Annotated in this window: 22 protein-coding genes and 1 pseudogene; 4 read left to right on the top strand and 19 right to left on the bottom strand. The window is 39.2% G+C overall.

Annotation, left to right across the window (positions count from 1 at the left end; all coding sequences use genetic code 11):
- Positions 1 to 1,296: pseudogene (locus GWI59_RS17385) on the bottom strand (beta strand repeat-containing protein); the annotation flags it as partial.
- Positions 1,297 to 1,420: 124 nt separating this feature from the next.
- Positions 1,421 to 1,699, bottom strand: a complete 279-nt coding sequence (locus GWI59_RS04805; protein ID WP_161724113.1) for a helix-turn-helix domain-containing protein — start codon at positions 1,697 to 1,699, stop codon at positions 1,421 to 1,423.
- A gap of 439 nt (positions 1,700 to 2,138) precedes the next feature.
- Here GWI59_RS04805 and GWI59_RS04800 point away from each other — a divergent pair, with 439 nt between their 5' ends.
- Complete coding sequence (locus tag GWI59_RS04800; RefSeq protein ID WP_161707267.1) at positions 2,139 to 2,930, top strand: helix-turn-helix transcriptional regulator; 792 nt, start codon at positions 2,139 to 2,141, stop codon at positions 2,928 to 2,930.
- Here the strand turns inward: GWI59_RS04800 and GWI59_RS04795 are convergent.
- Complete coding sequence (locus tag GWI59_RS04795; RefSeq protein WP_161707266.1) at positions 2,909 to 3,763, bottom strand: helix-turn-helix domain-containing protein; 855 nt, start codon at positions 3,761 to 3,763, stop codon at positions 2,909 to 2,911. The genes GWI59_RS04800 and GWI59_RS04795 overlap by 22 nt on opposite strands.
- A gap of 938 nt (positions 3,764 to 4,701) precedes the next feature.
- Here GWI59_RS04795 and GWI59_RS04790 point away from each other — a divergent pair.
- Positions 4,702 to 5,667 carry a helix-turn-helix domain-containing protein gene (locus GWI59_RS04790; RefSeq protein ID WP_006536178.1) on the top strand — a complete coding sequence of 322 codons (966 nt, stop codon included), beginning with the start codon at positions 4,702 to 4,704 and terminating at the stop codon, positions 5,665 to 5,667.
- Between the two features lie 74 nt (positions 5,668 to 5,741).
- Here the strand turns inward: GWI59_RS04790 and GWI59_RS04785 are convergent, their stop codons facing one another.
- The 16 genes from GWI59_RS04785 to GWI59_RS04710 all read right to left on the bottom strand — a co-directional run bounded on the left by GWI59_RS04785 (position 5,742) and on the right by GWI59_RS04710 (position 23,194).
- A complete protein-coding gene (locus tag GWI59_RS04785; protein WP_006536179.1) occupies positions 5,742 to 6,026 on the bottom strand; it encodes a ferredoxin ydiT in 285 nt (94 codons plus the stop codon).
- Positions 6,023 to 7,309 (bottom strand): FAD-dependent oxidoreductase FixC, encoded by a 1,287-nt coding sequence (fixC, locus tag GWI59_RS04780; protein ID WP_109848197.1) that lies wholly within the window; start codon positions 7,307 to 7,309, stop codon positions 6,023 to 6,025. The genes GWI59_RS04785 and fixC (GWI59_RS04780) overlap by 4 nt, the downstream gene beginning before the upstream one ends.
- A gap of 63 nt (positions 7,310 to 7,372) precedes the next feature.
- Positions 7,373 to 8,314, bottom strand: a complete 942-nt coding sequence (locus GWI59_RS04775; protein ID WP_072064397.1) for an FAD-binding protein — start codon at positions 8,312 to 8,314, stop codon at positions 7,373 to 7,375.
- Between the two features lie 11 nt (positions 8,315 to 8,325).
- Entirely contained in the window at positions 8,326 to 9,102 is a 777-nt protein-coding gene (gene fixA / locus GWI59_RS04770; protein ID WP_161670879.1) for a putative electron transfer flavoprotein FixA, read from the bottom strand.
- A 54-nt stretch (positions 9,103 to 9,156) separates the two neighbouring features.
- On the bottom strand, positions 9,157 to 10,296 hold the full coding sequence (locus GWI59_RS04765; protein WP_072064398.1) for an acyl-CoA dehydrogenase family protein: 1,140 nt from the start codon (positions 10,294 to 10,296) through the stop codon (positions 9,157 to 9,159).
- A gap of 95 nt (positions 10,297 to 10,391) precedes the next feature.
- Complete coding sequence (locus tag GWI59_RS04760; protein ID WP_006536187.1) at positions 10,392 to 11,711, bottom strand: GntP family permease; 1,320 nt, start codon at positions 11,709 to 11,711, stop codon at positions 10,392 to 10,394.
- Positions 11,712 to 11,791: 80 nt separating this feature from the next.
- Positions 11,792 to 12,925, bottom strand: coding sequence for a 2-hydroxyacyl-CoA dehydratase subunit D (locus GWI59_RS04755; protein ID WP_161724111.1), 1,134 nt, complete (start codon positions 12,923 to 12,925; stop codon positions 11,792 to 11,794).
- The gene (locus tag GWI59_RS04750; RefSeq protein ID WP_109400051.1) at positions 12,925 to 14,166 is read right to left on the bottom strand and encodes a 2-hydroxyacyl-CoA dehydratase subunit D; all 1,242 of its coding nucleotides are present in this window, start codon (positions 14,164 to 14,166) and stop codon (positions 12,925 to 12,927) included. Before GWI59_RS04750 ends, GWI59_RS04755 begins: the two co-directional genes overlap by 1 nt.
- A complete protein-coding gene (locus GWI59_RS04745; RefSeq protein ID WP_072064401.1) occupies positions 14,163 to 14,990 on the bottom strand; it encodes an acyl-CoA dehydratase activase in 828 nt (275 codons plus the stop codon). The genes GWI59_RS04750 and GWI59_RS04745 overlap by 4 nt, the downstream gene beginning before the upstream one ends.
- Before the next feature lie 36 nt (positions 14,991 to 15,026).
- On the bottom strand, positions 15,027 to 16,262 hold the full coding sequence (locus tag GWI59_RS04740) for a CaiB/BaiF CoA transferase family protein (RefSeq protein ID WP_006536191.1): 1,236 nt from the start codon (positions 16,260 to 16,262) through the stop codon (positions 15,027 to 15,029).
- Between the two features lie 66 nt (positions 16,263 to 16,328).
- The gene (locus tag GWI59_RS04735; RefSeq protein WP_161669901.1) at positions 16,329 to 17,966 is read right to left on the bottom strand and encodes an AMP-binding protein; all 1,638 of its coding nucleotides are present in this window, start codon (positions 17,964 to 17,966) and stop codon (positions 16,329 to 16,331) included.
- A 463-nt stretch (positions 17,967 to 18,429) separates the two neighbouring features.
- Positions 18,430 to 19,752 carry an MFS transporter gene (locus GWI59_RS04730; protein ID WP_072064404.1) on the bottom strand — a complete coding sequence of 441 codons (1,323 nt, stop codon included), beginning with the start codon at positions 19,750 to 19,752 and terminating at the stop codon, positions 18,430 to 18,432.
- Positions 19,753 to 19,837: 85 nt separating this feature from the next.
- Positions 19,838 to 20,125, bottom strand: coding sequence for a ferredoxin-like protein FixX (gene fixX / locus GWI59_RS04725; RefSeq protein WP_109400055.1), 288 nt, complete (start codon positions 20,123 to 20,125; stop codon positions 19,838 to 19,840).
- The gene (fixC, locus tag GWI59_RS04720) at positions 20,122 to 21,414 is read right to left on the bottom strand and encodes an FAD-dependent oxidoreductase FixC (protein WP_161724109.1); all 1,293 of its coding nucleotides are present in this window, start codon (positions 21,412 to 21,414) and stop codon (positions 20,122 to 20,124) included. Before fixC (GWI59_RS04720) ends, fixX begins: the two co-directional genes overlap by 4 nt.
- Before the next feature lie 56 nt (positions 21,415 to 21,470).
- Positions 21,471 to 22,409: an FAD-binding protein gene (locus GWI59_RS04715; RefSeq protein ID WP_109848191.1), complete on the bottom strand. Its 939-nt coding sequence runs from the start codon at positions 22,407 to 22,409 to the stop codon at positions 21,471 to 21,473.
- An 11-nt stretch (positions 22,410 to 22,420) separates the two neighbouring features.
- Entirely contained in the window at positions 22,421 to 23,194 is a 774-nt protein-coding gene (locus GWI59_RS04710; RefSeq protein WP_006536198.1) for an electron transfer flavoprotein FixA, read from the bottom strand.
- Between the two features lie 600 nt (positions 23,195 to 23,794).
- Here GWI59_RS04710 and caiT point away from each other — a divergent pair.
- Both caiT and caiA read left to right on the top strand, forming a co-directional pair.
- Entirely contained in the window at positions 23,795 to 25,309 is a 1,515-nt protein-coding gene (gene caiT, locus GWI59_RS04705) for an L-carnitine/gamma-butyrobetaine antiporter (protein ID WP_006536199.1), read from the top strand.
- 41 nt (positions 25,310 to 25,350) lie between these two features.
- Positions 25,351 to 26,493, top strand: a complete 1,143-nt coding sequence (gene caiA, locus GWI59_RS04700; RefSeq protein WP_006536200.1) for a crotonobetainyl-CoA dehydrogenase — start codon at positions 25,351 to 25,353, stop codon at positions 26,491 to 26,493.
- The last annotated feature ends 46 nt before the right edge of the window (positions 26,494 to 26,539 follow it).

Below are 26,539 nucleotides of genomic sequence, written 5' to 3'. Positions count from 1 at the left end.
AGGTTTGGTAATAGTCAGTGTCAGTGTGTCACCCGCTGCACTACCCCCCGGTACGGTCACTTCGGTTTGTACGCCGTCTTTTAACTCATCAGCATTCACACCATCCGCCGCTTCTGGAATAGTCACTACCGGTGTTGTATCTACCACACCGTCACCGTCGGTATCCCCGGGAATTTGTCCATCAGTGGCAAACTCCACTTTATTCCCTGGTTTGGCTGGGTTATTACCTTGGGTTAAGCTGACATCAACACTATTTTGGCCGTTTTGTACTGCGTCTTTCGGAATATCCATTGACACTTTACCCGCCGTGACTTCATCTTTCGTGACGGTATGTGTAATAGTTTCAGTGGTGTTATCCGGACGAGTAATAGTTAATGTAATTTCTGCGCCTTCCACAGTGCCTGCTGGTAAGGTGACTTCGGCCTGTAAACCGTCTTTCAGCTCATCCGCATTTGCATAGCCATCTGCCACTTCTGGAATACTTAAAACTGGTACATCTGTAACAGGATCTGGTTTTGCTGTTACAGTAACGTCATCACTTTTATTACCACTTGGATCTTTTGAACTTGCGGTAACGTCGCTATTATCTTTTATCTTGTCATTAGGAATAGTGACCTGATCGTTATCTGTATCAGGAATTAAGTCCGGATTGCTCGATGTCCAGCCATTATCGTCTTTCTCTAATGTGACAGTATTTGAATTACCATCTTCATCTTCAAAAGTAACATCTACAGAATCACCTTTGTTTGCATCTTTTGGTAAATCGATAGAAACAGAACCATCATCTTCAGCTGTTAATCCCGGTTTACTTGGTGCAGTGACATCTGCATCATTACCTTTATTGTCACTACCATGATTTCTATTAGCTAAAAAGATCGCTAATGCACTACCGATAGAACCCACAGCCCATAAAAATAGGCCAATTCCATTATCATTATCAGAAAGAGTACCTGTTTCACCAGCAACTAAATTCTCTAAAACAGGACCATCTTGAGTAATAGTGGCTTCCCCCATTACTCCATTTTGATCTAAGACATTTAAAGTTGCATAACACTGTTGCTCTCCTGGTTTGCATTCTTCCCAGAAATCTTTAATTACAACTTCAATATCTTGTTCTTTACTAGATAAAATAAGATCATCCGATTTACGAAGTGCTTTAATATCTAGTGGTGAAAGATTTGTTTCAGAATCAAATAATTGATAAACCTCATTTGGCTTTGCCGTTATTACATGCTTTGCATGTGGATTTAACTGCACTTGTATATCTGAATTTTTTTCAGAAAAGATAAATTTCATAATAATTACCTAGCATTAGAATAGAACTTCTAAACAGAAGATACTTTCTTTTTATTTAAAAAATTTCTTTATTAAGAATTAGTTACAAAATGATATTCTTTCCTCTTTCATTCTCCTTACATTTTCATTTTTTATCTTTATGAATATACTCACAATTACAATCAATAATTATTCTCTTTTTACTGTCTAATATTTTTATAAAATGAAGAATGGATATATTTAAAATAAAGCAAACTTCTACTAGTGTAGAAACACTCCATTTAACATCACCTCGTTCTAGACGAGAATAATGTTGTTGACTTATATTCATTTTCTTTGACATATTAATCCCTGTCAGTTTTTTAGCCTTCCTTATAGCTTTAACCTCGTTTCCTATTACATAATTAATATTCCAGCCATACATCTTAATTACCTAATCCAGGGATAAAGATAGAAATACTACAAATACAATTTCACTTAAGTTCAGTGTATCACCTAGCCTCACTCCCCAAATCAAACAAACAAATAAATAAATACCACAAAATAACAAACAAGATATCTATCAACAAAATAGCGCTCAAAAAAAAGATAAATTGCCACAACTTTTAATTAAATCGCCAAAAATGTTAAAATAGATCCTTATAATCAAAGTTATACTCACATTCATGTAAGTGACCTTGAAAAAATCAGTCTTTAACTAAGCTGTTTCACACAAAAATAACACTAAAAGATAAATAAATATCACTATTTGCCACCCTATGATAAATATAATTTCATTTATAAAAATAAAACCATAGACTGATCATTAATATTTATCATTACTATTTAACTAATTTAACTTGGATTAAAGTGAGTCTATTTACATGAAAGATTACTATTTTCATTTAAAAAACTTAACCCTATCTAATTACATTATGCTACTAACGAAAGACAGCGAAATACGAATAGAAACAAATAAATTTAAAAAATCAATAAACAAAAACAGTATTGCTATAATATCAAAAGATATAAAGTTCGATGTATATTTTTCTAATATAAACAAACCAACTTTACTTTATTTATCTTGTGATGTTCTTAGAGATGCGTTAAAAATAAACCTTGCCTCTAACCATCTTAGATTAAAAGAGAATGCACAGAGTATTGAAAATAATGTTTTAATAAAAAAGGCTCAACCAGAAGATATTCTATTATTTAATAAATTAAAAAGTAAATTTAACAATGAAATTGTCACGTCTGATAAAATAGAACATGAATATATATTAAAAATAGCATGTTTATTGAGCGGATTAGAAATAAATATGATGGGATTTATCTATGAGATGTATAATTCATCATATACAAATAAAATCACCAATATCATTAGTGAAGATTTAAGTTATGAGTGGACAATAAAAGATATTAGTAAAAGGCTATATATTGGAACATCATCTTTAAGAAAAAAACTCGAGGCTGAAAAAACAAGCTTTACTAAAATATTAACAAAAACAAGAATGGAACATGCTATAAATTTATTAACAACAACAAATTTAAATATCAATACTATATCAAATAAATTAGGGTATAAAACAACTTCATATTTTATAAAAAAATTTAAAGAATATTACAATACAACACCTAAAAAATTACTAAAAAATCATACTACAGGAACGAAATAATCTAATGAGCATATATTACATTTATCTTTCATATCGTTGATATTAAAAACTTCAATATCATAGCTATCTCTTTTTTTAGCCTTTAACTTTGGTAGCTCTCTAAAATAAATAACATTAGATAATATGAAATATTCATCCCATGTACCATAAAATGAAAATTTATAATACCTATCACCATTTGTAGAAACAAAGGTTTCATATTTATTAGTAAATTCAAAAAAGTTATATACAGCTAAAATGTTCTTAGTGGAGGTGGTTCTTTCATATCTATAATATACATTTAAATAAATTTCAGAACTATTTTTTATTAAGCTTTTTAATTTATCTATTTTATTTTTATTCTTAAAACCTAATCCCGTTCGAGCAACTTTAGCCTTAAGCTCAAAAGGAATATAAACATAAAAAACACTTTCCTCATTTTCAGAATGTAACAGACAAACAAAGCTCTCACTATTCATCAAACTCGGGAAAGTTAAATATCTGTATTGCGGTATATAATCAGTAAAATCCCAGTATGCACAGCTCCGGTAAGCGCTTGGTGTTATTTTAAAGTATCGTTTAAAAGCTCTTGAAAAGTTCTGTTGAGAATTAAATTGATAAACGATTGATATCTCTAACACAGAAAGATTTGTCAATCGTAATAAAGTTGCAGACAACGATAACCGTCTCGCGAGGATATACTTAGCAATCGTATTGCCAGTATAACTATAAAATAAATCTTGAAAATGCCTTTTACTGTATCCTGATTTTTTTATAACATCATCTTGAGATAAAGGACTATTTAAGTTTTCTTCTATCCAATCTAGGATAGTCTGCAAAATATTTTCTTTCAAAATTTAGCCTTACACTAGCTATAATATAGTAATATTTATTACATTAGCACAATAATTATTTTTATCATGCAAAATAAATAAAATAAATTACTAATTGAAGTATCCTTCACATATATTCCGTCATTGTGATAAAAAAGTGATTAAAATTTCGAGATTTTCCTAAAAAATCCGCTCTAGTGATACCTGACAGGAGCAGATAGCCAGGAGCTGATTGATAAACACAACTTAAGGGTAACAACGTGGTGCTGTATGTGGGTAATACTCTATGCTAAAGATAGAAAATAGCCCTTTTCAGCCCACTATTTTAGTGGGCTGTGTTTATCGAAAATATTTTATAAATTAAGTAATTTTATAAACTAATATAATTAATAAAATTTAAAAAAACCGTCACTATTAACATTTAATTATGATAAAAAAACAAATCCGTATATAATATAACACTGCATTAATATCAAAAATCAGTAATTATATAATTAAACCTAATTACTCATTATATTTTAACCATAAAATATAAAATATTTTAACAATCAATTATATTAAGTACATAAAATCCATATTAACTCACACTCTGAAAAGAATGAAATAAATAAGATATTAATAAGAATCACTCTTAATCTATTTATGAGATCTCTCTCTAAAGATAGGAAATTAACTTAGGATTAATAGCATAGAGATGATAGCATAAAAAATGCAATAAATTAGTTCTATAATTTACATGACTTTAGTTTAAATAAATTAAAAATTTTTAAATATATTGTCTTCAATTTATTAACAAGCAAGATAATACATATCTTCATTAATAATTATTTAAACGTACTATTCTAATGTTTAGATTAACGTTATCGAAAAAATTATTCTATTTCTGTCTGAGTTAAGACATTTTTATACTCGACGGGTAGCTACACAACAAAAATACTTTCAATAAAAGTGGGCGTACTATGAAAAGCATGTTTACGACTCGGGAGCTCCCTGACGTAGATCGGTTTTCCGTATTCAGGGATACAATAAAAGACCGCTTTTTATCGTCTTATGAATGCAATGAAGTCGAATTGCCTCCTCATTCTCGATTTTATGCCAATATTGTCGAGCAAAAGGTGACAAATATTCGCTTTATTCAGTTAGAGTCTAATGGACATTGGGCAAGTAGCCGTCCTTTGAGCCATAAACTGAGCTTAGAAGAACATTTTCAAATTGAGATACAGCGTTCAGGAACCAGCCATCTAACTCAAGATGGAAGAACCGCATTTCTGCGACAAGGCGACTTTTGTATTTTTGATATGGCAAGACCCGTATCTTGGTCTTTTGATAACGACTACTCGTTATTTAAGATCCTGATCCCAAGGGAGAAACTGGCATCACGTTTAGGTAATACCCAAAATCTTACTGCAAGGGCGATACGTGGTAATAGCATTACCGGCTCTCTCGTTTATAGTTTTGTGATGCGTTATATTCCATTCTTGGATTCAATGCCACCACAACATGCACAACAACTTGCTGATATTTTATTGAATTTAATTACCTCAGCCTTTAGCGAATTCAGTATTGCGACACCACCGCAAAGCTTAGGAAGATCAACACTGTTTTATTTTGCTCAGCACTATCTTGAGCAACATCTTTCTGATCCTGATCTCAGTGTGAATGAATGTGCTAATGCATGTGGGATCTCAGTACGCTATTTACAGATGTTATTTAAAGAACAAAATACCTCTGTACTTCGTTGGATCTACCAAAAACGTCTTGAGAATTATAAAGCGGCGTTAGTTAATCCACTTTTAGCAGAGAAAAATATTACCCAACTGGCTTATGAATGTGGATTTAGTGATATTTCTAATTTAAGTCGAAAATTTAAATCTGAATTTTTTATGACACCTTCAGAGTATCGAAAAATACATTCATTGAGATAAATAGATTAATTATCTCCCCCCTCTAGTTTCTATTTTGGAGGTTATTCTAGAGAGGGGAAATAAAAGTTATCACATCAACCGTAACGAAACTCAATGCCTAGTGTGCCACACGGATATTCCCATTTCTTTAAAATCGTCTCGCCACATAACACACGACAAGTACCGCACTCTAAACACCCCGCATAATCAAAAAGATATTGCCCTTTTTCATCTCTTTTATATAACCCTGCGGGACAAGCTTTCATTAAGATTTCAAATTGTGCAGGATCGATATCATCCTTTAAGACAATATGCGGATTTTCTTCATCCACATTAAATTTATTAACGCCTAATTTAACGTCTACGTTTACTTGACTCATAAAGAACGTACTCCTTTAAAGCCATCTTTAATTAAGTTCATCACACCGACTTTCTTAACTTGAGACAGTATTTTCTTACGTACTGGTTTTTCTGGGCCATTAATCACGAATAAATCATGCATAACATTGGCTGCCATTTGCGGGTAATCCGTAAAGAATCTGGTGTTATCAAGGAAAGCAGGTAGATCTTTATATAGCTTCATATCTTTCATAACAAAACTGTCATTTAATAAAGATTGATAACAATTCAGCTCTCTTTGACTGTAGCTGTTTTGTTCTTTCGCCATTAATACCGCTTTTGCGGCAGCTTCGCCTGAAGCAATCGCCAGATCCATCCCTCTTACGGTATAACCCACATTGAGGCAAAAACCAGCAGCATCCCCCGCCACTAATACACCATCTCTCACTAATTCAGACACCATATTCATGCCACCTTCTGGCACCATATGGGCTGAATATTCTAATAATTTGCCGTCTTTGATAAGCGGTGCAACAACAGGATGTTGTTTAAAATCTTCTAATAATTGAGGAACCGTTTTTTCGAACTTATCGACATTATGTAGCCCTAAAACTAGGCCTAAAGAAACGGTATTTTTATTGGTATATAAAAAACCACCACCTAAGTATCCCCCTGATGGTGCGCCCGCAAAAAGCCAAGCTAACCCTTCATCATTAGTGCAACCAAATCGGTCTTCCATTTGTTGAGGAGTAAATTCAAGTAATTCTTTAACACCAACAGCAACAGTATGAGGATTAACTTTCTGTGTCATACCTAATTGTTTTGCTAATAACGAGTTAACACCATCAGCAAGGATAACCACATGGGCTTCAATTTCATCATCACCCGCTTTAACGCCACATACTTTGCCATCTTTTACTAATACTTCATCGACACGAACGCCCGTGATCACTTGTGCGCCAGCATTTTCTGCTTTTTCCATTAACCACTGATCAAATGAAGAGCGCAATACAGTATAAGAGCGTGCAGCTTCCTCTTCTTGCTGAGTATGCTGATAATCTAACGTCACACCATCTGTCGGTGTTAACATGGAGATCTTTTCACGCGTAACAAGGCGCTCAACTGGGGCTTCTTCGGCAAAGTTGGGGATAATTTTTTCAAGGCTGTGTGCGTATAAACGTCCGCCCGTCATATTTTTACTGCCAGCGAAATTACCTCGCTCAACCACTAATACATCACATCCTGCTTGCGCTAAAACATAGGCAGCAGTACCACCAGCAAGTCCACCACCCACAATAATGGCGTCAAAAATATCGTCTGACATACTTTTCTATCCTTTTATTATGTGTGGTCGCTTAGCATACGTTCACTAAGCGACCGACGGGAATTAGCCGCCAAGTTTTGCTGTTAATGCAGGTAACACTTTGTAGAGGTCGCCGACAATCCCGTAGTCCACCATATTGAAGATAGGCGCATTTTTATCTTTGTTGATACCAACAATAATTTTTGCTCTATCTACACCGACCATATGTTGAATTTGTCCTGAAATACCGACAGCAACATATACATCCGCACCTAAGGTCACGCCTGAAACACCAATGTAACGGTCGTGTTCCATCCAGCCCTCGCCTTCTGCAATTGGACGTGAACAACCCACTTCACCTTGAAGGGCTTTCGCCAATGCTGACGCTAACGCAATATCATCCGCCTTACCAAAGCCACGTCCAACACCAACAACACAATGCGCTTTACCTAAATCAACGCTACTACCTTGTTTTGGCTTACGTGCCAACACTTTTAATGTATGCGCAGGGGCGATAAAGGCACCTTGCACCACTGATGCATTGGGCGCATCTGTAATGACCTCCACATCTAATGCACTACCAACGGTAGCAATAGCATAAGGTGAGCGAATTTCTGCTTTAGCATGTGCTAAACCACCATAAACTTGGTGTGTTGCGATCACAGTATTGTTTTCAACAGTCAGACTTAATGCATCACTGACAACACCCGCTTTTAACGTCACACCTAGGCGAGCCGCAATGGCTTTTGCTCGTTTTGATGATGCTAATAAAACCAATGCATTAGCACCTGCTTCTTTAATAATTTCAGCAAAAGAGGCCGCATAATCTTCAGCAATCACACCTTCTTGTGGCGCAAAGCAATAGACACAATCAGCGCCAAGGCTGACACATTCACGCGTGCTTTCATCATCACCGATAAATAACACATTCACTTTTTCGCCAAGACCACGAGCAAACGCTATCAGCTTCGCTAAATCATCCGCTTTCTCGGCATAAACAAAGGTAGTAGGTAGTAAACTAGCCATTTTTAATCTCCTTATTGATTAACCGCTTGGCGTAAATGCTCAGCAAACGTGGCAATATTTTCATCTGAATCACCTTCTAAAATAATACCAAGGCGATCAGTCTGTTCTGGTGCGCACACTTGTGTTTGCACTACTGTCAGTGCTGAAATATCAACACCAATATCGCCTAACCCAAGTTTCTCAACCGGCTTTTTATTCGCCGCTAAAATGGCTTTCATTGATGGTAATTTTGGGGTGTTAATGCTTGATGTCACACAGACAACGGCAGGTAATGTCAGCTCTAGCTCTTCAGTGATATTTTCTAGATCACGTTCAACAATGATTTTGTCACCTTCAACGGTGATTTTATTAACGGCATTAACACAAGGTAAGCCTAAGTACTCACCTACCGCTAAACCTGTTTGTTGAGCGTATAAGTCACCAGAACCTTCACCGAAAACTAATAAATCAAAACCCACTTTTTGTGCGGCTTGCGCAATAATATTGGCGGTATCTGTTGAATAAAGAGCATTGCAAGCATCATCAGCAACAAGTGTTAATGCATCAGGGCCACGCGATAAAATATCTTTTTTGATTTTCGCGTTTTCTACCATGGCACTTGTCCCCACACTTAATGCGGTTACGGTGCTATCCCCTATAGCCGAGGCAATTTCTACTGCGGTTTCAATTGCATTTAAATCATATAAACTAATTTTTAAACCCGCATTATCAGTTGCGAGTGTACGATCAGGCCGCGTTGTGATGTCTTGTTCGTCATGAACAACCTTACAGCAGGCAATAAGTTTCATAATTCACATTCTCCGTTTTGCTCAAGGGAGCAAATTAATAAAATCCCAATGTCATTACGCTAAAATATGTTTAGCGATCACCATGCGTTGCACTTCGCTTGTGCCTTCAAAAATTTCAGTGAGTTTTGCTTCACGCATTAGGCGTTCAACAGGATAAGATTTGGTGTAACCCATACCGCCGTGGAGTTGAACGGCTTTTTGAGTTACATAGGTTGCTGTTTCAGAAGCGTATAACTTGGCTTGTGCTGATTCGCGGGTATAAGGAAGCCCAGCAATTTTTGCCGCAGCTGCGCGATACACCAACATACGAGCACAATCTACGCGGGTAGCCATATCCACTAGCATCCATTGCACACCTTGGTTGGCTGCAATAGGTTTTCCAAATTGAATACGCTCTTTGGTGTAATCAATCGTGGCATCTAATGCACTTTGTGCGATACCTAACGCAATCGCTGAACAGCTTAAACGGCCACCATCTAAGGTTTCCATGGCAATACTAAAGCCTTTACCTTCAGCACCTAAACGTGCGCTAACAGGTACAACACAGTCACTAAAACTGACAGAACAGGTTTCAGAACCATTCATACCCATTTTTTCTTCTGGTAAACCAATGCTGATCCCTGGGTTATCACGCTCAACTAAGAATGCCGTGATCCCTTTAACGCCCGCACTTTTATCAGTCATGGCAAATACGATAAAGAATGCACCTTGAGGGGCGGCTGTGATCCACAATTTAGAGCCATTGATCACATAATTATCACCTTGACGAACAGCAGTTGTTTGTTGGGCTGCGGCATCACAACCCGCACTTGGTTCGGATAAACAGAAGCAACCAATTTGTTCACCTGAAACCACTCCCGGTAAAATACGTGCTTTGGTTTCTTCATCAGCATATTTTTGAATAACAGGCCCAGTTAATGAACACTGTGACCCCATGATCATGGCGTGTGCAGCGCTGACTTTTGCCATTTCTTCTGTTGCTAATACATAGCTAATTGCATCAGCTTCTGTTCCACCATAATTTTCATCAATATTGAAACCAAAGAGTCCTAATTCAGCCATAGGTGCAACGCTTTCACTTGGAAAACGGTGTTCTTTATCAATTTCGCCAGCAATAGGCTTAATATCATTTTCAACAAACTCTCTGACCATATCGCGGATCAGGACTTGTTCTTCTGTTAGCTGAAAATCCATGTTTATCTTCCTCTGTGAATAGATAGGGGTATCTCTATGGCGTGCGATTTCACGTTTGTCGTCTTATCGCACGCATTAATCGGTTAACGTTATTGCTACATCGTCGCTATGGATGCAGGTAAGAAGGTGTACAGCAGCAACATAAACATCATGGCTAACAATGGGATAGCGAGAGTTAACGTTCCTACAGGGCCATAGCCCTCTTTATGGCTGACACCACAAACGCTAAAGACAGTAATAATCAATCCGTTAAATGGCGGAGTTGTACTCATTGATGCCATGGTGGCCACACGGTGTAAGGAGCCTTGATCAACCACAGTTGCAGGGAACATTGCAGCAATCATTGGCATAGCAATACTTAACGCACCGGAGCCTGAGCCACTGATAAACACCAAAGCGCCGACCGAAATTGCGGTCACAACAAGTGGATTCAGCCCCGATTGAGCAATCGCTTGGAATGATTCTTTGAACGCTGGTAAGGTCATCACTAATGCCCCAAACCCAACAATAACCGCCGTATTAAAGAGAGAGGTCACCCCTTCCATTGTTCCTGCAGCCAAATTAGGTACGAGCTTTTTCCAATCGAGATAGCGTAAATACACAATCAAGGCGGCGATAATGGCGCAGAATAGTGCAATAGCAGGGTCCCATTTCAGGATATTCAGCACGACCAGCAAAATAAGCATAGGGAGTAATGCAACGAGCACATTGGGTAATTGACGATCTTTTTTACCTTCCTCTGCCTTCGCTGTTTTTTCGTCTTCAACCCAGCCTTCACCTTTCGCTTTTACACGCTTAAATAACCAAGTGAGATAAATAATCACTAAGGTGATTTGGAACAATGCTGTCAACATACCCGGTACTAAACCGGCCGTAGCTGACGTACCTAAGAACTTCATTGGGATAAGGTTTTGGATTTGTGGTGATCCCGGCATGATCATCACAAACGTACCTGCACCGGCAAAATAGACAGCAGGAATAAGTCTGCGAGGAAGATTGGCTTTGCGGAATAAACTCACCATCATCGAATAAACAGTAAACAGTGCAACAAACACTGACACACCGCCGTAGGCTAAAATGGCACAAGCCGCAACTAATGAAGGAATAACGGCTCTTTCACCAAATTTACCAATAATAAAAGAGGCAACACTATCAGCAGCGCCACTGATAGCGGTTAATTTTCCAAAAATCGCACCTAGTACGAAAATGAAGAAGAAACTACCAAAATAGCCACCTAACCCACCGGTATACACTTGTAACAGTGCATCGACAGGATTAAGCATATCGGGTGATACAAGCCATGCAGTCACAGCAAGAAATAGGCTAGTGGTAAAGACAGAAATGAAGATATGTATGCCTTTCATACACATGATCATTAATATCGCTAGCCCAATGATTAAACAAATAATACCCATGATTGCCCCACTTATATGTGTTAGGGTTCAATTGACCTGTGCTATCCACACAGGTCTTTTGTGACTATTGATTAATGTTGTTAAGCAGAAAGCACATCAGCAAAAGTTTGCAGTGCCGTTCTAGCTTGTTCATACGTTTTAGTTTGCTGATCGATTTCGATAATGATGGAAGGAATGCCTTCTCTATCGAGGAATTTCTTCACTATCGGGGCATCGAATTCTTCAGGATCACAGAATTTTGTTAGCAAATAGACAACACCATCAGCACCTGTGTTTTTCACCATATCGGCAATTAAACGGCCGCGTTTTTTCTCTGGATCATATAAAAGTGAACACCCTTCAAGCTGGGCGATTTGCTCTGCCATTGCTTCATAAGGTGCGTTATTTTCTGGGATATCTTGACGGAACTGACGAGACTCATGTGCCACTTCATCTGCCACAATCGCCATCTTGTTATCAGCCAAAATTTGTAGAATAGAAGGGCTATCCGCAATAATGCCTGTCACAACAACTTTGTGTCCTTTCCAAGGTTCTGCAGATAAGGTTTTGCATTGTGCAACAATGGCTTCAACGGCTTTTGTATGTTCAACGACATCCATAAAATAACCACTTTTGATCACAGTATTACGACGTTGTGGCGTGATTAAGTTTGGATGAAGCGCAGCCATCTCTGAAAATTCACGTAACGCGGCACGACGCTGATTAAACAGATGGATCGCATTTTTTAGTGCATCATCTGTCACAGGCAGACCTGAAATTTCCCCTAATTGCAGTGCAATTTTTTTGTATTGTTCGGTTAAAAAAGCAATACCCGCTGCGGTTTTACGATTTTGTGGATGCACCAATTGGATAAAAGGCACTTGTGGCACACCGGCTTTCCAGTTTTGCCCTAAGCATTTTAAGGTGTCACACAAAGAAGGAATTATGGCTGCTGACAGCTTATTCAGCGCACCATCCAATCCCATCTCAAGTGAAGAAAGTGCCAATGCACAATAGAATGGCGGAAAATATTTCTTCGCTTCTGAGATCTCACGTCCTTCCGCGCCCCAAATGCCAAAAGGCACCATACCTGCCGCATAGACAATTTCATTCGGAGTATATTCAGGAAAACAACCAATCACCTTTTTGCCACTACGAATAAAACCTTCTAATTGCGCAACGGGGTTATCCACCACCGCTTGCATCTCATCAAATCTATCCGTTAATGTTTTCATTAGATGTCTCCCTTTTTCATATCTGCTTTATTCGCAGCCATAATTTCTGTTAATGCTTCAACACGGGTGACATACTGCGCTTCAGAGAAAACACGAGGATCTGCTTGGTCGCCATCAAACGTCACCGTTGGGATCTTAAGTTCATGGCGAATACGGCGCTCAATTTCGGGCATAATGCCACTCCAGAGCTTACAACTGCGGTTAACGTGAATAATTGCACCATCAACTTTATTTTGACGGCTCACATCAATACGCATATCTGCCGCACGCTCAACAGAGACACAATTAGGAACATAAGAGTAAGCACGCATCATCTCGTCACTATTTTGATAAATCACACCAAATGCAGTGGCGTAAACAGTAGCGGTAACGTTGATACCTTGCTCTTTTAACGGGGTAGATGTGGCACGCAAATAAGGCCAGCAGGCGATACCTTCAAAGAGAACACGGTATTTTTCTTCACCGCGATAAGTCGATTTTTTCTCTTTGATGTTTTGTTCCATCTCTTCACACAGTTGCTCAAAAGCCAGTGCGGCTTCTAATTTACCGCGAGCACAAACAGCAACAGCCATGTGATTAAACAGATCAAAACCATTCATTGGAGACGGTTCATATTGGCAATATTCTGCGGCTTTTAGCCATGCACGCCCTGTGCGTTGTGAGATTTCACAAACTTCTTTAAATTTTTCTTCAGAGAAGACTTTGCCAGTGACTTTTTCAAGTTGTTTAATCGCATCATCAAATTGCGCTTGAACATACTTCACTGTCACGTCATCAGTGTCATAATCATTTTTATAAGGAATATCGATAAGGATCATAGGGATATTCAATTCGTATGCGATATTTTCATACCACTTGATCATGCAGTTACAGATATTGTTGCAGCACAGCAAGAAGTCAGGCTGAGGCATATCCATCTCTTCACACTGTTTAATATCCATGTAAGAGAGGCTGATCCGAGCATAAGCACAGATATCATTGGAATATCCCATGCTTTCTGCATGTTCACACATTTTTAAACCCGCGCCTTTTGCTGCAATCGCAGCAGCTTGGTTTTCGGGGTAAACGACACATAAACCTAATGTTTCAGCGATTTCTTGAGGGAAGTTAGAGGCACACCACCCTATTTTCTCACCGCTATTTTTAGCATCCCACGCACGCTGATAAGCATCAGCAGCGATTTTTTGCAGTCGTTTTTTCGCAGGAATATAATCCGGCGCATTCATATCTACATTGCTCATTTTGATGTTCCTATTGTTAACGCATCGTCTTCCAATTGATGGCGGTACGCTTCAAAGGCATAAATGGCGGCACCTATCGCCCCGTTGTATTGTGATAAAGGTGAGGTAGCGATAGAAGCGTTCAGCTCTTCGCTTACATAACGAACAACTTCAAAATTACTGGCAACACCGCCTGTCATCACGACAGGGGCTTCAACCCCCACTCGTTTTGCAAGACCAGCAATACGGCTAGCCACAGAGCGGTGAATACCATTAATCACGTCGGGTATTGTTTCGTTATTCGCGAGATGAGAAATGACTTCTGATTCAGAGAACACTGTACAGGTTGAGCTAATCGTGACTTTTTTAGTGGACTTAGCGCCCTCTTGAGCGAGATCAGAAATCTTGGTTTCTAATACTCTCGACATGACATCTAAAAAGCGTCCTGTACCGGCAGCGCACTTGTCATTCATCACAAAGTTTAATAAACGGCCCACACCATCCATATGAAGTGCTTTAACGTCTTGACCACCGATATCAATCACTGTTTTTACGCCCGGAAAAAGAAAGTGCGCGCCTTTGGCATGACAGCTCAGTTCGCTCACTTCTTTATTGGCTTCTTTCAGAGAATTACGGCCATATCCTGTTGCACAGATCCAACTGATCTGACTGAGGGAGCCACCAAACTGGCTTAATACTTCAGCGATCGCTTTTTCAGGCCCAGAAGTTCCTGCACCCACTGATGCCAGTGATTTAGCGACAATCGCGTCACCATTTTTCATGATGATGCATTTTGATGCAGACGATCCGATATCAACGCCCATTGTGAAAATGTCTTGTTGCATGCCTTTGCTCTCCTGAAAATTAAAAAAATAAGTGGATTATTCTTTCCACGTCATCACGTCTTTATTGGCTTCAAGGCTGGCAATTTCTTCTGCGCTATACCCTAATTCAGCTAATACAGACGGTGTGTCTTCACCTAACAAAGGACCACGACGATATTCAGGTAAGCCACTCTCTAAGAAATCAATTGGTGGACGAACTAAGGCTTTTTCACTGCCATTTTTGTACTTCATGCTGTAGAAGGTGTTAATTGCCCAAGCCTGTTTGTCTTCCAGTACCTCTTCCCAAGTTTGCGCAATACTGAATGGGATATCGTTTTTGGTGAAAATATCGGCCCACTCTGACGCTGTTTTTTGCTCAACTTGCTGCCAAATCAGGTCATATAATTCAGGGGAGCGATTATTTTTTGCCACTTCTTGTAGGCGTGTATAACGAGTGTCTTGCGCTAAATCTGGGCGACCAATACAAGAAATAAAGGTTGGATAGTAGGCGTCATAAACAGGCATACAGACTTGAATAAAACGGTCATCTTTTGTTTTATAAGCCAGAATAAATGGGCTGGTGGTATTACGACGATCGATTGGATACGGCTGACCATAATCTGGGTATTGTGCCGCTTGGATCATGATTGCTTGGGTATAAATTGAAGTATGCAGTAAGTTAGTTGAAACATACTCACCTTGACCAATATTTTTAGCGCGAATATAAGCAGCTAGCACACCAGACACTAAACCTAATGCACATTGGTGATCACCAAGGCCAGGGATCACGTTCATCGGCACTGTGCCTTTTTGGTACAGCGAACCTAAAATGCCGCCACGAGCAAAGAATGCCGTGTAGTCAAATCCGGGTAAGTCTTTATCTGGACCTTCATCACCATAGCCTGTCACGCTGGCGTAAACTAATTTTGGAAAGCGTTGTTTTAACGTTTCATAATCTAACCCTGCGCGTTCTCTTGCCCCAGGACGCCAGTTAGTTAAGAAAATGTCCGCTTTTTCTAGCAGCTCAAACAGAATTTTTTTCCCTGCTTCTGTTTTCGTATTCAACACGATGCCACGTTTATTGGCGTTTTCTAAATCAAAACTGGTATTTTCATGTTGATCTAACGGACGGCCTTCAGTCGGTGCGGTGTAACGTAAGTTATCACCACTTGGGGATTCAATTTTGATTACGTTCGCACCCATATCAGCTAAAATACGACCCGCTGCGGGTACGGCAATAAAGGTCGCCAACTCAACTACTGTGACGCCTTCTAGTGCTTTACGACTTGTCATTTTTTCTCCTAATTATTTTTAGACTTCATACTGCTGTTGTCAGAATGTGGATAAATCCTTTGTCACTTAACCCGCTACTTTGGTTTTTTCATCCTTGATTGAAACGCCATAACCCAATTGCAATTTCAGGGCTTGCACATCAATTTTTCCGCAAGGGGTATGAGGAAACTGCGTAAAGAAATGGAGTTCTTTGGGGATTTTGTAGCGAGCTAGTCGCTCTTGTAGAAATGCACGTAATTCGCTTTCATTTAGGGTGCAGTCTTTTTGCACACAAATAGTGGCAATCACTTCCTCACCTAAATCGACAGAAGGAATGCCGAACGCTTTCGTTGCGTCAACACCGGGATATTCCGCAATGGCCTCTTCTATTTCACAAAGGCTAATATTTTCACCACCACGAACGACAATCTCTTTCATGCGATAGGCGTAGTGGTAATTTCCTTGTTCATCGACATAACCAATATCCCCTGTATGTAACCAACCTTCTTCGTCTAGAGCTTCCTTGGTTTTATCTGGGGCATTGTCATAACCCATCATCACATGGAAGCCTCGGGTACAAATTTCACCCAAAATGCCCACTGGCACAGGTTTAGCCGTTTTTGGACTAATGATTTTCATTTCAACAAAAGGTAATGGTTTACCGATAGAGCTGCGTTTTATGGGTAATGCATCGTTTGGTAATGTTTGAGTACAACAAGGCGAAGCTTCTGTTTGTCCATAAGAGACGGTGATCCCTTTCATTCCTAGCGTATTTTCAATCTCATTAATTAATGCAGGAGGAAAACTTGCTCCGGCAATAATGCCTTTATCAAGACTAGATAAATCGTAGTGAGAAAACTGCTCGTGTTTCATTAAACGGCTAAAAATCGTTGGTACGCCATGCATAACGGTGCAACGATAGTCTTGGACGACGTTTAAAACATCTTCAGCACAATAGTTATCAAGAAGAACTAATTGGCATCCGGTTGTTAACGCAAAAAAGAGACAAGAAGAGAGCCCAAAGCAGTGGAACAGAGGAACCGCAAGACAAATGACATCGTTATGCGTTACGCCTAATCGCTGTGCTGACAGCATGGCATTATTAATCACATTATATTGGCTTAACATGACACCTTTAGGCATCGCTGTACTGCCTGAAGTCATTTGAATAGTCAGTAAATCTTTTACACTGACTTGTGAAATAGCCTGTTGATATTCTTTCTCTGATATTGTTTGGCTAATTGCTTTTAATTGAGATAATGAGACGCTTTTTTCTGCTGATTTATTTCCCATGCTAATAAATAACTGGGGTAATACATCCTTATTTTCAGTTACTTTTTTAGCAAGGCAATTAATCACTTCAATAAAGTCATTACTTTTAAACCCATCAGAAAAACATAAGGCTTTAATACCGGTTAATCGACATAAATCTAATAACTCTCTTTTTTTAAAATGAAAGTTAATACAAACAACAGGAACACCAATTTGAGCCGCAGCAAGAAAACAAATTATCCACTCTTTACTATTAGCAGACCAAATACCTAAACGATCACCTTTTTTTAAACCAATCGCTAAAAAACCACGCGCAACATTTTCTACTTCTTGTTGTAATTGTTGCCAAGAAAGTGTCTTTTTACTTTGGCTTTCAATCAAGGCTATTTGTGAAGCATATTGCTTTACAATATTGTTTAGACATTCTTTAACTGTCGTTTCTAATAAGGTCATAAATACCTACTCAACCGCTTTTTTGCTGGTGTTTACGTCTGTAATGACCTTATTCTGAGTAGGGGAAATTATTCATTCTTGGTAAATAACGAACTGTTTTTCGTCATTTGAATAGTCTGAGAGAGATTTGTGATTGGGGTCTAGATTTGATGAGTTAAATATAATTTGTAATTGAAGATGAATTAATAACAATGAAATAAATTTGAAACTAAGGCGTTATAAAGGTGTTATTTTTAAAAATAAAAGAGAGAGTGATTTTATTTAAATAATAAAATCACTCTCTTTAATATAAATAGCCTCATCTCTCTTTAAGGTATAAACAAATCTTATCAATAATTATTGGCGTGATAATTTAAATTAAAATAATATAAAAATAAATACAATAACGATTAAAATTTATAACATCTAAATAAAAAATGATTTAAATTGCTTAACTTATTTTCTTGCTTATCAATTAAAGGTGTTATTTACCCCGTCTCATTGGCATGGTTGAAGTCTGATTAAGCGTTAATCCTTTGGTTTCTGGTGCAAACAACACAGAAACTATCATGCCGAATAAAGAGATTGCGGCACCCACTAGCATCGTCGTATTAATCCCGTAAGTAGCGATAAAGGCAGGTAATGCACAAGTTGAAATGACCGTACCAATACGGCTTATCGACATAATTATGCCCACTGCCGATGCACGAATATCGGTTGGAAACAATTCGTTAGGATAGAGCCATTGTAAAATTCCGGGGCCACCAGAGAAAAAGGCGTAAGTCGCAAACGCTAAGATCACAAATAAAATAGGCAGATTAGGGAAAACACCCAGCACGAATAATGCCAATGTCATCATGGCAAAACTACCAATCAATAATGGGCGTCGTCCTGTCTGGTTTAACCAAAACATAGCGGGAATACACCCAAACATAAAGAATAGGCTGATGACCACATTACCCAATGCCGCACTTCGTCCAGTATCCCATCCTAATAAACCGACAATTTGTGGCCCAAAAGTATAAATGGCAAACATTGGGATAACTTGGCAAGTCCAAATCACCGCAACAAACAACACAAAAGAGAAGTGACGTTTATTAAATAGCTCGATAAAACGCGTTTTTTTGGCATCTTCCGCTTCAAAAACCACTGGCTCGCCAAAGAGTTTGATCATCATTTCATTACACTCTTGAATACGCCCTTTACGTATTAACCAAAGCGGAGATTCAGGCAAATCAAAGCGACCAATTAAAATAATAGCGCAAGGAATAAAAGCACTGCCCAACATCCAGCGCCAGCCATCTGCAACATCATATAAAAGATAACCGACTAAGTTGGCACATGTTGCCCCGATATACCACATTGCGGCAATAAAACCGACAGCGAAAGCGCGTTGTTTTTTATTGGAAAACTCCGTGATCATTGATGTCGCAATCGGGTAGTCAGCACCAATCACAATCCCAATCAAAAATCGCATCACCAACAAGCCCACTGGCGTTGACACAAACATCGTTGCAATCGAAATAAGCGCAATAGCCACAATATCCACGAGGAACATTTTACGGCGACCGACTTTGTCACAAATATAACCAAAGAGTGATGTACCAATAAAAAGCCCTGCTAATGTTGCCGCACCAAGCAGACCGATCCATCGTGCATCAAGCTGTAATAATGGTGTGAGTTGCTCTAATGCCACACCGATAATCACTAACACATAGCCGTCAAGAAAAGGGCCGCCACTCCCCCATAACATCACCCGACGATGTACAGAGGTAAAACGAATATCATCAAAGTTTCTGGGTTGCATGACTGTGTCCTGGTATTTTTCTAAATAAAATAAAAAAGAAAAGCTCCCAGGCCGGAGACAGCTCTGGGAGAAAAGTAGCGATACATCATCCGTAACGATATTCCACGCCAAAAGTTCCGCGTGGATATTCCCATTTTTCAAGCGCACTATCTAAACCAAGAATTCGACACGTTCCACACTCTAAGCACCCTGCATAATCAAAACTGATAGTGCCATCTTCTTGTTTTTTATACAGACCTGCAGGACACGCTTTGACTAAGGTTTCTAATACCTGCCTATCGGGTTGCTCTTTAACAACGATATGTGGATTTTCTTCATCGACATTAAATTTATTGATGCCTAGTTTGACATCGACATTTACGGGAGAACTCATATTGCTTTTACTCCTTTGATCCCATCTTTGATCAGATTCATCCAACCGACTTTTTTGGTATGACGCAGCATGGTTTTACGCATTGGTACGGGTGCTTCACCCGTAACGGTAAAGAGATCTTTTGCGATACCAACGACCATTTCAGGATAAGCAGTGAACATACGAGGATTATCAAGTAAATCAGGCATACGCTGATACGCTTTCATATCGCGCAATGAGCCATCTTCTAAATGTTTGAGATATTCATTGAGTGATTGTTTACTAAAATCATTTTTTGCCATAGCAGAAAGCACCGTTTTTGCAGCCGCTTCACCAGATGCCATCGCTAAATCCATGCCACGGATAGTAAAACCAAGGTTCATACACATCCCTGCTGCATCACCAGCAATTAATACACCATCGCGTACTAATTCGTTTTGCATTCTTAAGCCCGCTTCTGGAACGACATGCGCACCGTACTCCACCATTTTTCCACCCTCAATGAGCGGAGCAACAACAGGATGCTGTTTAAAATCTTCCAGCATTTGTGGTACGGATTTTTTCGCATCTTTAATATGGTGAAGCCCACAAACAAGACCTAAAGAGAGCGTGGTTTTATTGGTATATAAAAAACCACCGCCCATTAATCCATCGGTAGGTGATCCCGCGAATAACCATGCCGTGCCTTCGTTATCTTTTAGGTTAAAGCGATCTTTAATCACACTTTCAGGCAATTCGATGATCTCTTTTACACCTACTGCGACATTTTCAGCGGCAACACGTTTTGTCATCCCTAACTGTTCAGCTAAGATAGAATTCACACCATCAGCTAAAATAACGGCTTTAGCCTCTAACACATCACCATCAGCTTCCACACCGACAATCTTGCCATCACGCTCGACGAGCTTATCAACGCGAATACCTGTAATACATTGTGCACCCGCATTTTCGGCTTGTTCCATTAGCCATTGATCAAATTCACCACGTAATACAGACCAAGAGGCGGTTTTGGGGTTATTTTCTTCGGCATTTTGGTAATCAATTGTCATTGCGCCGGTTTCAGTCATAAATGACAATTTTTCGTGAGTAATAACGCGTTCAACGGGTGCTTCTTGCGCAAACTCAGGAATGATGCGTTCAAGAGTATGTGCATACAGACGACCACCGGTTACATTTTTCCCGCCAGCGTAGTTACCTCTTTCTATTAGCAATACTTGTGCACCTTCCCTTGCCAAAACAAGTGCAGCCACAGATCCTGCTAATCCTGCGCCAACAATAATGGCATCGAAAATATCTTCGGAATCGGACATAACATCTCCAGAATTTGCGATAAACGCAGAGAAGTCCCCTTCCCTGCTTAAATAAATCAGTTAGATAATTGACGGGTTAATTCAGGTAAAATCTTCATTAAATCACCGACAATGCCGTAGTCAGCAAATTGGAAGATAGGTGCATTTTTGTCTTTATTAATAGCAACAATAGTTTGTGCGCCATTAGCGCCAACCATATGTTGAATTTGCCCTGAAATACCGGCAGCCAAATAGAGTTCTGGTTTCAGCATCAGGTTAGAAATACCGACATAGCGCTCGTGTTCCATCCATTTTTCGTTTTCAGCAACAGGACGAGAACAGGCGATTTCAGCACCAATGGCTTTCGCTAATTCTTCTGCAATGACGATATTTTCTTTGCTACCAATACCGCGACCTACACTGACAACAAAGCGTGCTTTATCTAAATCAACGGCATTGATTGCACGTGGCTGAACTGAATTACGAACGATAGTTTGAGATGGCGCAATCCATGCCACTTTTTGTGCATTCCCCGTCGCCCCTGTTTCTGGTGCAACATCAAAGGCACCTACACTTGCAGTCACTACGCAATAAGGCGTTTTCAGCGTTTCATCACCAAAGGCAAGACCACCGTAAACCATGTGTTTTGTTACTAATGCATCACCCTCTGCTTTTAAAGATTGTGCGTCATTAGAAACAACTGCTTCTAAACGATGGCCTAAGCGTGCTGCAAGTAATTTGCCACGACGTGTATTAGGTAATAACACTAAACCTGCATCACCTTTTTGTTTGATGGTTTCAACCATGCTTTGTGCATAGTCTTCAATAATGCGATCGTCTGGTTTGCCTTCTAATTGGAAAACCGCTGTTGCACCTAATTTAAAGGCAAGCGCACTTTGTTCATCATTTAAGGTAAATACATTAATAGATTGACCTACTGAAGAAGCGCCACCCATTAATTCTGGTAAACGGGAAAGTGCATCACTAAATACCCAAACAGTTGAAAACTGACTCATAACTCCCCCTATTACTTAAGAATTTTACGTAAATGTTCTGCCAGCTCAGCAATCTGATCGTCACCATCACCTTCAATAATGATGCGTTGACGCACTTTCTGTTTTGGTGCCGCGACTTTTTGCTCTGAACGCGCAGTAATCACATCCAGACCAAGATCGGCAACACTCCATTGCTGAACAGGTTTTTTGGCAGCGCCAAGAATGGCTTTCATCGAAGGAATTTGAGGTGTGTTAATGTCAGTAGACACCGCAATGACAGCAGGTAATGGAATGGTCAGTGTTTCAATTTCATTTTCTAATTCACGTTCAACGGTTATTGAGTCATTAGAGAGAGAAACAATTTTATTAATGCCATTGATTGCAGGGATATTTAAAATTTCACCCACCAGCAAGCTAACTTGTTGTGAACTGAGATCTGCAGAGCCGTCACCGCAAAGAATTAAGTCATAACCTTTTTTAGTCGCCGCCGCAGCCAGTGCAACCGCCGTTTGATAAGGCAGAGAGGCTTCAAATTGCTCATCAACCACAACAACTAAATCGTCAGCGCCGCGAGAAAGAACGTCTTTACGTGCTTTCGCATTTGTCAGAGCTTTACCACCCACACTCATTGCCGTGATTTGAATACCATCAAGTTGCGTCTTAAGCTGATTAGCGGCTTCAATCGCATTTAAATCATATTGGCTAATTTTGGTATTAGCGCGAGAAAAATCTAGCGAACTGTCCGCGCTATTTACCGTAATATCCTGCTCATCGGGAACACTCTTGTAACATGTAATAATATTCATTACATCTCCTGAAATTAATAAATAATGTCATTTACTCTGGCAATGTAATATAGAATTAACATAATTAAGTGATTAAAAAATTAAACCTAGGTCACCAATATTGAACATTATTAAATAAAGAAGAGATAGCGTTCAATATTGCTAAATACATCACCAATATTGAAATTAGTTTTAATTGAAGTGTTCAACTTTCAATATTGCTACTTCGATCAACAATATTGAACATAATAAATATAACGGTATTTAACATTCAATATTGCCACTCAGATCAACAATATTGAAAGACGGAATATAACAAGCCGATTACATATAATGCAATATCAATAATTATCAATAAGTTATAATGAAAACAAAACGTTATAAACCGTAACATAAAATCGACAAAAAGAATAGTGTGAAGTGAATAACAGAATAGATTTCTTATAATATCCATTATTCTTCATCATTAATGAATTTGTGAATTAGCCAATGACTTTATTTTTCTATTATGATGAATCACCAATAGACAAAATATTCATAAATAAACTTAACTGTTTTATTAGTTATTAGGAATTAACACTACTTAAACTTCTGCGCTAAATATATTTGGAAAATTTACCTATGAGCAAAGATAATAAAAAGGCAGGAATAGAACCGAAGGTTTTTTTTCCGCCATTAATCATTGTTGGTATTTTATGTTGGTTAACGGTTCGCGATCTTGATGCTTCAAATGAAGTGATTAATGCCGTATTCAGCTATGTTACCAATGTCTGGGGTTGGGCCTTTGAATGGTACATGGTTATCATGTTCGGGGGTTGGTTTTGGTTGGTCTTCGGTCGTTATGCCAATAAACGTCTAGGGGAAGACAAACCTGAATTTAGTACCGCAAGCTGGATCTTTATGATGTTTGCGTCTTGTACTTCTGCTGCCGTCCTTTTCTGGGGTTCGATTGAAATATACTACTACATTTCAAGCCCACCTTTTGGGATGGAAGGTTATTCGACTCAAGCTAAAGAAATTGGCCTTGCTTATAGCTTGTTCCACTGGGGTCCTCTACCTTGGGCAACGTATAGTTTTCTTTCTGTTGCATTCGCTTACTTCTTCTTTGTTCGCAAAATGGAAGTTATCCGTCCAAGTAGTACCTTAACCCCATTGGTAGGTGAAAAACACGTTAATGGCTTATTCGGTACTATTGTTGATAATTTCTACTTAGTCGCCTTAATTTTAGCCATGGGGACAAGTCTTGGGTTAGCCACACCGCTTGTCACTGAGTGTATTCAATACTTATTTGGTATTCCTCATACCCTACAATTAGATGCCATCATTATCTCTTGCTGGATCTTATTAAACGCAATTTGCGTGGCATTTGGTCTGCAAAAAGGGGTGAAGATCGCCAGTGATGTGCGTACTTACCTGAGTTTCTTAATGTTGGGTTGGGTGTTTATCGTTGGTGGTGCGAGCTTTATCGTCAATTATTTTACCGATTCTGTCGGTACATTGTTGATGTATATGCCTCGTATGCTGTTCTATACAGACCCTATCGGTAAAGGTGGATTCCCTCAAGGCTGGACTGTCTTCTATTGGGCATGGTGGGTTATTTACGCCATCCAAATGAGTATCTTCTTAGCACGTATCTCTAAAGGCCGTACTGTTCGTGAACTGTGTTTAGGAATGGTTGCAGGCTTAACCGCAGGAACTTGGTTAATTTGGACAATCCTTGGTGGTAACACCTTACAACTGATTGACCAAAATATTCTCAATATTCCACAACTGATTGAGCAATATGGTGTTCCACGCGCCATTATCGAAACATGGGCGGCATTACCACTGAGTACAGCGACAATGTGGGGCTTCTTTATTCTCTGCTTTATTGCCACTGTCACCTTAATTAACGCCTGCTCTTACACACTAGCAATGTCCACTTGTCGCTCTATGAAAGAAGGCTCTGAGCCACCTTTATTAGTGCGTATCGGCTGGTCTGTGCTGGTCGGTATTATCGGCATCATCCTATTAGCACTTGGGGGTTTAAAACCTATTCAAACCGCCATTATCGCCGGAGGATGCCCACTATTTTTCGTCAATATCATGGTCACCTTGTCCTTTATTAAAGATGCAAAAGTACATTGGAAAGACTGATCCGCTATACGCAAAGAATGACATATTAAGAGGTTATTAACATGGATTTTAGATTGAATGATGAGCAGGAACTGTTTGTTGACGGTGTCCGCGAATTAATGGCCAGTGAAAACTGGGAAGCTTATTTCGCTGAGTGTGATCGCGAAAGTAAATACCCAGAACGTTTTGTCAAAGCCTTAGCGGATATGGAAATCGACAATCTGCTTATCCCTGAAGAGCACGGCGGCTTAAATGCAGGTTTTGTTACTGTTGCTGCAATCTGGATGGAATTAGGTCGTTTAGGTGCGCCAACTTACGTGCTTTATCAATTACCAGGTGGCTTTAACACCGTCTTACGTGAAGGGACTCAAGAGCAAATTGATAAAATCATGGCATTTCGTGGTACAGGTAAACAGATGTGGAACTCGGCTATCACTGAACCCGGTGCAGGCTCCGACGTTGGTAGCTTACAAACCACGTATACCCGTAAAAATGGCAAAGTTTACCTCAACGGTAGCAAATGCTTTATCACCAGTAGTGCCTATACCCCTTACATTGTTGTGATGAGTCGTGACTCAGCATCTCCAGATAAACCTATCTTTACTGAATGGTTTGTGGATATGAGTAAGCCGGGCATCAAAGTCAACAAGTTAGAAAAACTGGGTTTACGCATGGATAGCTGCTGTGAAATTACTTTCGATAACGTTGAACTTGAAGAAAAAGACATGTTTGGCCGTGAAGGTAACGGCTTTAACCGTGTGAAAGAAGAGTTCGATCACGAACGTTTCTTAGTGGCTCTCACTAACTACGGTACAGCAATGTGTGCATTCGAAGATGCCGCTCGTTATGCCAACCAGCGTGTGCAATTTGGCGAAGCTATCGGCCGTTTCCAATTAATTCAAGAAAAATTCGCACATATGGCGATCAAACTCAATTCAATGCGCAACATGTTATATGAAACTGCATGGAAGAGTGACAACAACTTAATCACTTCTGGTGATGCGGCTATGTGTAAATACTTCTGTGCAAATGCCGCGTTTGAAGTAGTTGATAGTGCAATGCAAGTGCTTGGTGGTGTCGGTATTGCTGGCGAGCACCGTATTTCTCGTTTCTGGCGTGACCTTCGTGTTGACCGTGTATCTGGTGGTTCTGATGAAATGCAGATCCTGACATTAGGACGTTCAGTACTTAAACAGTATCGCTAATTAATCACGAAAACTCTCTCATGATTAGGTGAGAGAGTATTCACTA

Source organism: Proteus sp. G2673 (genome assembly GCF_009915125.1).
Taxonomy (GTDB): Bacteria; Pseudomonadota; Gammaproteobacteria; order Enterobacterales; family Enterobacteriaceae; genus Proteus; species Proteus penneri.
The sequence above is the reverse complement of the archived record's forward strand: the minus strand, read 5'-3'. Positions and strand labels throughout refer to the sequence as shown.

Bases quoted from the DNA above. Each gene is read 5' to 3' on its own strand.
- GWI59_RS04805 (WP_161724113.1), bottom strand. From the start codon at position 1,699: ATGTATGGCTGGAATATTAATTATGTAATAGGAAACGAGGTTAAAGCT.
- GWI59_RS04800 (WP_161707267.1), top strand. From the start codon at position 2,139: ATGAAAGATTACTATTTTCATTTAAAAAACTTAACCCTATCTAATTAC.
- GWI59_RS04790 (WP_006536178.1), top strand. From the start codon at position 4,702: ATGAAAAGCATGTTTACGACTCGGGAGCTCCCTGACGTAGATCGGTTT.
- GWI59_RS04785 (WP_006536179.1), bottom strand. From the start codon at position 6,026: ATGAGTCAAGTAAACGTAGACGTTAAATTAGGCGTTAATAAATTTAAT.
- fixC (WP_109848197.1), bottom strand. From the start codon at position 7,309: ATGTCAGACGATATTTTTGACGCCATTATTGTGGGTGGTGGACTTGCT.
- GWI59_RS04775 (WP_072064397.1), bottom strand. From the start codon at position 8,314: ATGGCTAGTTTACTACCTACTACCTTTGTTTATGCCGAGAAAGCGGAT.
- fixA (WP_161670879.1), bottom strand. From the start codon at position 9,102: ATGAAACTTATTGCCTGCTGTAAGGTTGTTCATGACGAACAAGACATC.
- GWI59_RS04765 (WP_072064398.1), bottom strand. From the start codon at position 10,296: ATGGATTTTCAGCTAACAGAAGAACAAGTCCTGATCCGCGATATGGTC.
- GWI59_RS04760 (WP_006536187.1), bottom strand. From the start codon at position 11,711: ATGGGTATTATTTGTTTAATCATTGGGCTAGCGATATTAATGATCATG.
- GWI59_RS04755 (WP_161724111.1), bottom strand. From the start codon at position 12,925: ATGAAAACATTAACGGATAGATTTGATGAGATGCAAGCGGTGGTGGAT.
- GWI59_RS04750 (WP_109400051.1), bottom strand. From the start codon at position 14,166: ATGAGCAATGTAGATATGAATGCGCCGGATTATATTCCTGCGAAAAAA.
- GWI59_RS04745 (WP_072064401.1), bottom strand. From the start codon at position 14,990: ATGCAACAAGACATTTTCACAATGGGCGTTGATATCGGATCGTCTGCA.
- GWI59_RS04740 (WP_006536191.1), bottom strand. From the start codon at position 16,262: ATGACAAGTCGTAAAGCACTAGAAGGCGTCACAGTAGTTGAGTTGGCG.
- GWI59_RS04735 (WP_161669901.1), bottom strand. From the start codon at position 17,966: ATGACCTTATTAGAAACGACAGTTAAAGAATGTCTAAACAATATTGTA.
- GWI59_RS04730 (WP_072064404.1), bottom strand. From the start codon at position 19,752: ATGCAACCCAGAAACTTTGATGATATTCGTTTTACCTCTGTACATCGT.
- fixX (WP_109400055.1), bottom strand. From the start codon at position 20,125: ATGAGTTCTCCCGTAAATGTCGATGTCAAACTAGGCATCAATAAATTT.
- fixC (WP_161724109.1), bottom strand. From the start codon at position 21,414: ATGTCCGATTCCGAAGATATTTTCGATGCCATTATTGTTGGCGCAGGA.
- GWI59_RS04715 (WP_109848191.1), bottom strand. From the start codon at position 22,409: ATGAGTCAGTTTTCAACTGTTTGGGTATTTAGTGATGCACTTTCCCGT.
- GWI59_RS04710 (WP_006536198.1), bottom strand. From the start codon at position 23,194: ATGAATATTATTACATGTTACAAGAGTGTTCCCGATGAGCAGGATATT.
- caiT (WP_006536199.1), top strand. From the start codon at position 23,795: ATGAGCAAAGATAATAAAAAGGCAGGAATAGAACCGAAGGTTTTTTTT.
- caiA (WP_006536200.1), top strand. From the start codon at position 25,351: ATGGATTTTAGATTGAATGATGAGCAGGAACTGTTTGTTGACGGTGTC.